General features: G+C 68.1%; 7 protein-coding genes. All 7 read left to right on the forward strand.

What is annotated here, in order from left to right; translation table 11 throughout:
• Positions 1-21: 21 nt before the first annotated feature.
• The 7 genes from eccB (at position 22) to ACFVQ0_RS16970 (ending at position 7,843) form a co-directional block, all read left to right on the forward strand.
• The gene (gene eccB, locus ACFVQ0_RS16940) at positions 22-1,470 is read left to right on the forward strand and encodes a type VII secretion protein EccB (protein WP_390088666.1); all 1,449 of its coding nucleotides are present in this window, start codon (positions 22-24) and stop codon (positions 1,468-1,470) included.
• Between the two features lie 394 nt (positions 1,471-1,864).
• The gene (locus ACFVQ0_RS16945) at positions 1,865-2,221 is read left to right on the forward strand and encodes a hypothetical protein (RefSeq protein ID WP_390088668.1); all 357 of its coding nucleotides are present in this window, start codon (positions 1,865-1,867) and stop codon (positions 2,219-2,221) included.
• A gap of 88 nt (positions 2,222-2,309) precedes the next feature.
• Entirely contained in the window at positions 2,310-2,639 is a 330-nt protein-coding gene (locus ACFVQ0_RS16950) for a WXG100 family type VII secretion target (RefSeq protein ID WP_390088670.1), read from the forward strand.
• A gap of 185 nt (positions 2,640-2,824) precedes the next feature.
• Positions 2,825-3,346, forward strand: a complete 522-nt coding sequence (locus tag ACFVQ0_RS16955; RefSeq protein WP_390088672.1) for a type VII secretion system-associated protein — start codon at positions 2,825-2,827, stop codon at positions 3,344-3,346.
• Positions 3,347-3,503: 157 nt separating this feature from the next.
• On the forward strand, positions 3,504-6,944 hold the full coding sequence (locus ACFVQ0_RS16960) for an AAWKG family protein (RefSeq protein WP_390088673.1): 3,441 nt from the start codon (positions 3,504-3,506) through the stop codon (positions 6,942-6,944).
• A 61-nt stretch (positions 6,945-7,005) separates the two neighbouring features.
• Positions 7,006-7,446, forward strand: coding sequence for a YbaB/EbfC family nucleoid-associated protein (locus tag ACFVQ0_RS16965; protein ID WP_390088675.1), 441 nt, complete (start codon positions 7,006-7,008; stop codon positions 7,444-7,446).
• A 28-nt stretch (positions 7,447-7,474) separates the two neighbouring features.
• Positions 7,475-7,843, forward strand: coding sequence for a hypothetical protein (locus tag ACFVQ0_RS16970; protein WP_390088677.1), 369 nt, complete (start codon positions 7,475-7,477; stop codon positions 7,841-7,843).
• The last annotated feature ends 56 nt before the right edge of the window (positions 7,844-7,899 follow it).

Consider the following 7,899-nt stretch of genomic DNA (forward strand, 5'->3'; position numbering starts at 1 on the left):
CCGGAAGGGAGACACGCTGCGATGCAGTCCAAACGCGACCAGGTCCAGGCGCACATGTTCGTCATGGGCCGGCTGACCTCCGGCATGCTGCGCGCGGATCCGGACGCCCCGGAGAGCCCGCAGGGCCGGACGAACCGGGGCGTGGTGATCGGCATCGTGATCGCCGTCCTGCTGTCGGCGGGGTCGTTCATCCTCGGTCTGCTCAAGCCCGGCAGCTCGGACTCCTGGCGCACGCCCGGGACCCTCGTCGTGAACAAGGACACCGGCTCCCGCTACCTCTACCTGGACGGCCGGCTGCGCCCGGTGCGCAACTACGCCTCCGCGCGGCTGCTCGGGGGCGCCGACATGAAGGCGAAGTCCGTCGGCAGCGGCTCCCTGAGCGGTACGCCGCACGGGGCGCCGATCGGAATCAGCGGGGCGCCGGACGCGCTGCCCGCGAGCACGGACCTGGACACCGGTCCGTGGCAGGTCTGCTCGGGCGGTGCGACCGCCTCGACGGCCACCACCGTCGCGGTGGGCGTGGCGGCCGATGCCGCGGGGCTGCCCACCGACCGGGCGATGCTGGTGACGGGCCCGGACAAGGCCGGCTATCTGGTGTGGCGGGGCAGCAAGCTCCGGCTCGACCGGGAGAGCCGCGCCCGCGAGGCCCTCGGCTACGGCACCACTCCGATGATCCCCGTCTCTGCGCCCTTCCTCAACGCCCTGCCCTCCGGGCCCGACCTGAGCGCGCCCGACGTGCCCGGCAAGGGGCAGGACGGGCCCTCGCTGGGTGGCCGGAAGACCCGCGTCGGCGAGGTGTTCCGGGTCACCGTGCCCGGCTCCGCCGACCGCTACTACCTGCTCCGCAAGGAGGGCCTGAGCCCCCTCACCGCGACCGGCGCCGCGCTCGTGCTCGGCGACCCGGAGACCCGGCAGAAGGTGTACGGGGGCGGCGCGGCGAAGGTGACCGCGCTGGGCGCGGACGTGCTGAGCGGCCGGCTGGCCCCGGGCGCGGGCGAGCGCGCACAGGACCCGGACCTGCCCGCGGCGCCGCCGGAAGCGGTGGCCCTCGGCGAGGACCGCACCGTCTGCGTACGGGTCGAGCCCGGTGAGCGCGGCCCCCGGATCAGTGTGGCCATGACCGCTACGGGCACCCTGGGCCCGGCCTCGCAGGCACCGCCCGAGGGGCTCACCCCGGCGTGCATGCCGGTCGGCACGGTCACCGTGCGGCCCGGTGCCGGATCCCTGGTGCGCGCGCTCGGGGCGGGCGGGAGCCCGCTCGGCACCACGGTCTACCTGGTGACGGACACCGGGATGAAGTACCGGGTGGGGACGGCGGACGCGCTCACGGCGCTCGGCTACTCGCAGGCCCAGGCGCGCGGACTGCCCGCACCGCTGCTGGCGATGCTGCCGACGGGCCCGGACCTGACGAAGGAGGACGCCGCCATGGGCCGGAGCGCGAACACGACACCCCGCTGCGAGCGGAAGTGAGCACCCGGAAACGGGAACGTCGCACGGAGCACCGCACCGTGACGCGCGAGTGGCACATCGTGGAGGCGGGGGAGATGAACTCTGTGTGAAGGGAGAGAAAGTCCCCGCGGTGGTGAAACGGGACGTGCGCGAAGGGCGTCCTGGTAAGTGAAACCACAACTACGCCTATGTATAGGGACACCGCTGACGGCGAGGCCGAATCTCTCGCACGAATCGGGCGGAACACCGAGTTGGAGCAGAAAGGTGACTCAAGCCATTGAGCTGTCAACTCACCTTTCCTTAGGCTCCCTTTGTCCATCCCGTCCGGACGCCGGTCCTCCGGCCGCGTCCGTACACGCATCGCGCCGCCCGGATCCCACGATCGGCGGCGCGACACTCCAGGAGGCACAGGCATATGGCAGGTACAGGCGGACAGCAGTCACTGGCGTCAGCGACACAGAACGGTGTCACGGCTCTGGACATGGCCTTCAACGGCGTCCAGAACTGCCGTCAGGACGTGGAGAACATGAAGCACAACCTGTCATCCGGTTACGCGGGCAGTGACGGTGGCGCGTTCCAGAACCTGCTCGACCGGTGGGACTCGCAGGCGGAGATCATCTCCAAGAACCTCCGCGACATGATCGGAACGCTGGAGGAGACGATGCGCGCGCAGGGCATCCAGCAGTCCACCGCGAACGAGTCCATCCAGCAGGCGCACAGCCGCGCCGAGGAGATCTTCAACGCCCTGGCCGGCTCCACGGCCGGCAGCTGACGACCGCCCCCGCACCGGGCGTTGTGAACGGCACCCGGGCTCGGCAGGACCCCTTCCCCGAAGCAACCGCCGCGAGACGAGGACGATTATGACCCCCCCGCTTGATTTCACCGACGGCCAGATCTACGTCGACTACTCCCACATGCAGAACGCCGCCGACGACATGGTCCACCAGACCAAGGCGATCGACAGCATCCTCACCAACCTGGAGGCGGAGCTCCAGGAGCTCCAGCGCACCTGGGAAGGTGAGGACAAGGCGGTGTACGGCCAGAAGCAGGCGGCCTGGGACCACGCGGTCCAGGAGATGAAGCGCATCCTCGCCGAGAACTCGGCGTTGCTGAACGACGTATCCGACACCTACCAGTACAGCGAGAAGTCCCTGACCTCGCTGTGGGAGAGCGTGCGCATCGGCAGCTGACCGCCGGACAGGCCCCAGGGCCTGCCGTAGGGCGACACGCCCCCTGTGTCACTTCGGGCGGCCGCCCGCGTGTGCGTCACGCGAGCGGCCGCCCGCTTCCGTGGAGCGGCGCGCCGATGCCCCGCATAGAGCCGCGAACCGTCCCGAAGCCGGTGGAAACCCAAGGAAAACAGGAGTAGTGCGCAATGGCCGACAAACCCCCAGTCAATCTCAACAAGGCCTGGATGCAGAGCTTTCTCGACGATGACGTCGTTCCGTTCCTCGCCGCGGTCAAGAAGATGAGGCAGGACGGGAAGGCCCCGGACGGGACGCTGGTTCCGGGAATGCCCAATCTCCAGGCCGGGGACGACGGCGCCGACAAGGCGCCGGGTTTCCACGACGGGCAGAAGGTGCCGCTCGCGATCGGCGTGATGGCGGGGGACAAGGACGGCCGGACCAACGGCGGATACCTGATCAAGTCCCTGAACAAGATGGTCGACCAGATCGACGGCATCCTCAAGCTGCAGGTCGACCTCTTCGAGGAGATCGAGGACAACCTGCAGGACACCATCGACGAGATGTTCAAGACCCAGGGCGACAATCTGGAGAAGATCGACGGGAAGAAGTTCGTCGACTTCTTCGACGGTGTCGACGATGTGCTCTCCGAGGCCGGCGGCGGATCGGACGGCGGGGGATCGGACGGCGGCGGGGGCGACGACGACGACTGAGTCCGCGCGGCCGCCGGCCCTCCCGTGCCCGCCGCGGATGCTCCGCGCGGGCGCCGCGACCGGGTGATGCCCGGGGGCATCGCGGCGTAACGCCGTAAGGCGGAATCGCCCGGCCCGTTCTCCTCATCATCCGCCCTGACCGAAAAGGCATCCTGGCATGGCCCTCGACTCCAGCAAGATCACCAACAAACTCACCAGCAGCAACGACAAGTGGGCCGAGGCCGCCCACTTCTTCACCGGATACAAGCCACCGGCCAGGAGTGACCTTTTCGACACCCTGGTCGGCAACGAGGGCATTCCGATGATGAAGGTGGAGATATCCGACGTCGGCTACGTCGACTATGTCGATACCGAGGACATGGACTGGCTGACGGACAATGCCGGTTACAAGATCAACAGCACTGACTTCGTCATCCCCTTCTACCATTCCTCGGGTGGTGAGGGCGCCGATGTGACGATGCACAAGGCGCGGATCACGATGCTCGGCAACTCGGGCGACGGGAAGAGCCCGAGCCAGGGGTACTACGAGGGCGGGCAGTTCTCCAGCCATATCGACGGGCACCTGGGCATGGACGGCAAGCCCACCTGGGACACGGCACCGCTCACCCAGTACGCCTTCGGCGCCGGACTGGCGCTGGAGAAGCTGCGCAACGACGAGGCGGTGGGCACCTACGGCTTCGAGTGGGGCGGCATTCCCGTCGATGACAACGCCTCCGTCACCCTGGGCAACTTCGACGTGGTGGCCGGCAGCTTCGACCGGGTCGCCAAATTCTTCTCGGACCAGCAGAAGCTGGTCGAGGAGTGGCAGAGCAGGGTCGGCACGGAGAAGAACGATGCCTGGCGCGGCAAGGCCGCAGGCGTCTTCTGGGATCTCATCAACAAGGTGAACAAGCAGTACTCGGACTATGCGGACGACATGCATGCGGGTACCGGCTATTCGAAGCAGGGCAACGAGATCATGGCGGCGAAGAAGGACTTCAAGGACGCGGTGGGAGATCTCCATGACGCGTGGATGAAGTGGGAGTGGAGGTACGGGAACCCGCTGATCGTACTGAACCAGCTGCTCACCGCGGTGATGAACTATGTGTGGAAGCACAACATTACGAAGATCACTTATGAGATCGAGGGCGCTGGGGAGTCCTACTACACCAACTACATCGCCGAGACCGGGTTCGAGAACAAGGCCGCCAACGATGAGGTCTCTTCCTATGACGGGGAAATGGTCATTCCGAAGGGCGAGTTCGGTGATCTCAAAGAGCTCGGGACCTGGCTGAACATCGGCAACAAGGCTGTCGAGATGTGGCAGCAGACGGTCATCGACCAGCTCGACAAGGCCGCGATCGCCGCGATGGAGAAGGTGCGCAACGGCTGGAGCAACAGCGAATTCGATCTGGGAGACGTGAAGTCCCGGGGTACCAACGGCACCCTTGAGTCGGACTACAAGGACGACAAGGCCGATGTCGCGGCGGACAAGGCGGACAAGGACGCGGCCGATGCCAAGGCCGCCGCCGATGACGCCGCGGCCAAGCAGGCGGCGTTCATCCAGTGGCAGAAGGACCAGGCCGCGAAGGCGGAGGCGCAGCGGCTGAAGGACAAGGCCGATCAGGAGGCCAAGGAAGCCAAGGCCAAGGCCGAGCAGGAGGCCAAGGAGAAGGCCGCCAAGGAGGAGCAGGAGCGCAAGGAGAAGGAGGCCGAAGCCAAGGAGGCCGCGGCCAAGGCCGAGCAGGAGGCGAAGGAGAAGGCCGCCAAGGCCGAGCAGGAGGCCAAGGAGAAGGAGGCCGAGCAGAAGGCGGCCCAGCAGGAGGCCAAGCAGGAGGCCAAGGAGGAAGCGGCCAAGGCGGAGCAGGACGCCAAGGAGAAGGAGGCCGAGGCCAAGCAGGAGGCCAAGGAGAAGGAGCAGGAGGCCAAGCAGGCCGAGCAGGAGAAGAAGCAGGAGGAGATCCGCAAGGAGCAGGAGGCCAAGCAGGCCGCGGCGCAGGCTCGTTCGGAGAACATGCAGATTCTCCAGATGAAGCAGGCCAAGGCCGAACAGGAGAAGGCGAAGAAGGAGCAGGACGCCAAGGAGGCCCAGGCCAAGGCGGAGCAGGAGGCGAAGGAGAAGGAGCAGGAGAAGAAGGCGGCCGAGGCGGAGGCCAAGCAGGAGGCGAAGCAGGCCGAGCAGGAGGCCAAGCAGGAGGCGAAGGAGAAGGAGGCCGAGCAGAAGCAGGCCGAGGCGGAGAAGAAGCAGGACCGCATCCGCACCGAGCAGGAGCACCGCCAGGAGCAGCAGCAGGAGGAACAGGAGAAGAAGCAGGCGGAACAGGAGGCCAAGCAGGAGGCGAAGGAGAAGGAGGCCGAGCAGAAGCAGGCCGAGGCCCAGGCCAAGCAGGAGGCCAAGCAGGAGGAGCAGGAGGCCAAGCAGGACCAGATCCGCAAGGAGCAGGAGGCCAAGGAGGACCAGTACCGGTCCGAGCAGGAGCAGCGGCAGAAGGAGGCCGAGGCCAAGCAGGACGAGGTCCGGCAGGAGCAGGAGAAGAAGCAGGCCGAGGCGGAGGCCAAGTACGACAACACCCGCCGGGAAGCCCTGAACGGCGGCGATCTGCCCGATCTGTCGCCCACCCACATCTCCGGCCCCGTCAACGACGGCGCGCTGGACATTCCCGGCGGCGGCGAGTCGCACATCGACTCCAGTGGCCGGGTGATCACCGAGTTCCCGGACGGCTCCACCACCACCATCGACCCGGTCACCCACTCCTCGACCGTGACGGCCCCCGACGGTTCGACCAGCTCGGGACCGCTCAACACCGGTGACCTGCTGTCCAACCCCGGCGGCAGCACCACGCACCTGGACGCGGGTGGCAACGTGGTCACGGACTATCCGGACGGCTCCACCCAGACGATCAACCCGGACACCGGTACCACCACGGTCACCCACCCGGACGGCTCGACGACCTCCGGATACCTCGACGACGCCGGCTCGTCCTTCGGCTCGGGCCACCTCAACAACGGCTCGCTCGACTTCACGGCCCCCTCGTACGACTCCCACTCCTACGAGGAGGAGCTGTTCGACGAGAATCCCTACGAATCGCCCCTGGGCGGCGGCGGGAGCGCGGACGGGCCGGTCGCACCGAGCCACAACCGCCCGTTCCTGAACAGCGGCCCGTTCCCGGGTCCCACCTCCGACGGCATGGGCGGCGCGGGTGCGGCGGCCGGCGGCACGGGCGCGGCCGGCTCGCCGACGGGCGGCGGTGGCGGCGGCATGGGTGGCGGCATGGGCGGCGGAATGGGCGGCATGGGCGGCAAGGGAGGCGGCCAGTCCGAATCCGGCGAGCGCGTCCGTAACGTGATCGACGGCGAAGTGGTCAACAACCGCCGTCCCCGCCCCGGCGTTCCCGGCGGCGGCCGGTACGCGGACGACGAGGTGCGGGTGGCGGCGGGCGGCCCCACCGCGGGCCGCACCCCCTTCCTCGCGCCGATGGGCGGTGGCGCCGGAGCCGGTGGCGACTCCTGCCGGCCCCAGACCGAGAGCGGTGAGCGTGCCCGTGACTCGTGGGTACCTGAGGACGAGGACGTATGGGGCACGGACGAGGGCGGCGCTCCCGCGGTGATCGGACGATGACCGCTACGGGGGCGGGCCCCCGGCGCGCCCGTATCCGCAGGAGCATGAGGAGGGGTGTCCGTTGAGCGAGTCGATGGAAGCGAAGCTGGCCCAGGCCATGGCCGAACTGACGGCCGTGCAGGAGGCCGTCGTACGGGCCGAGGGCGAACTCGGCGAGGCCTCGGCCACCATCCGGTCACGGGACCGCGCGGTCGAGGTCACCGTGGGCCCGCAGGGTGAGCTGACGGCGCTGAAGTTCCCGGACAACAAGTATCTGAACATGACGGGGCCTCAACTGGCCTCCTCGGTAATGGAGGCGCTCCAGGAGGGGCGCTCCCGGATGGCCCGTAGAGTGATCGAGGTCTTCGAGCCGTTGACGCGGGCGAGCGGCGGCGCGAGCGGCATCAGGGGCATCGACATCGACTGGGGCCGGGCCTTCGGCTCGGCGCTGGACGATCCGGCCGGCGGGCGGAGGCGCTCCACGTCCCGACTGCACGACGAGATCCACGAAGACACCGACTGACTCCAGAAAGCGAACCAGGGAGGTACTCATGGCAACGGGCAAGTACGTGGCGAACCCCGGCGGTCTGCGACGGAGCGGCGAGATGATGGAGTCGCTGCCGGAGCGGACGAAGAGGATGGGGGAGAACTTCATCCGAGACGCACACTACTTCCGGGATTTCGCCGGAAAGACGGATGACTTCGCCCGCGGTGTCCTGCCGAAGTTCGACGCGAACAACGACTCGTGCCTGGAGATGGTCAGGGCCCTGGGTTCCGCGTTCGTAGGGCTCCAGGAGGCGGTGTGGGCCAACGGGCAGCACATCGAGGGCGTCCAGTCCTACGCGAAGGAACAGATCGGGCGCCAGACGTCCAGCCTGGACGGTCCGGGCGAGGACTCCGACGGGGGCGGCAAGCATTAGGGCCTCTCGTTTGGATCATGCTGGGCTCGCGGGGTCCGGCGCCGCACCTCGCCGCG

The sequence above is a fragment of the Streptomyces sp. NPDC057900 genome (assembly GCF_042887885.1).
GTDB lineage: Bacteria > Actinomycetota > Actinomycetes > Streptomycetales > Streptomycetaceae > Streptomyces.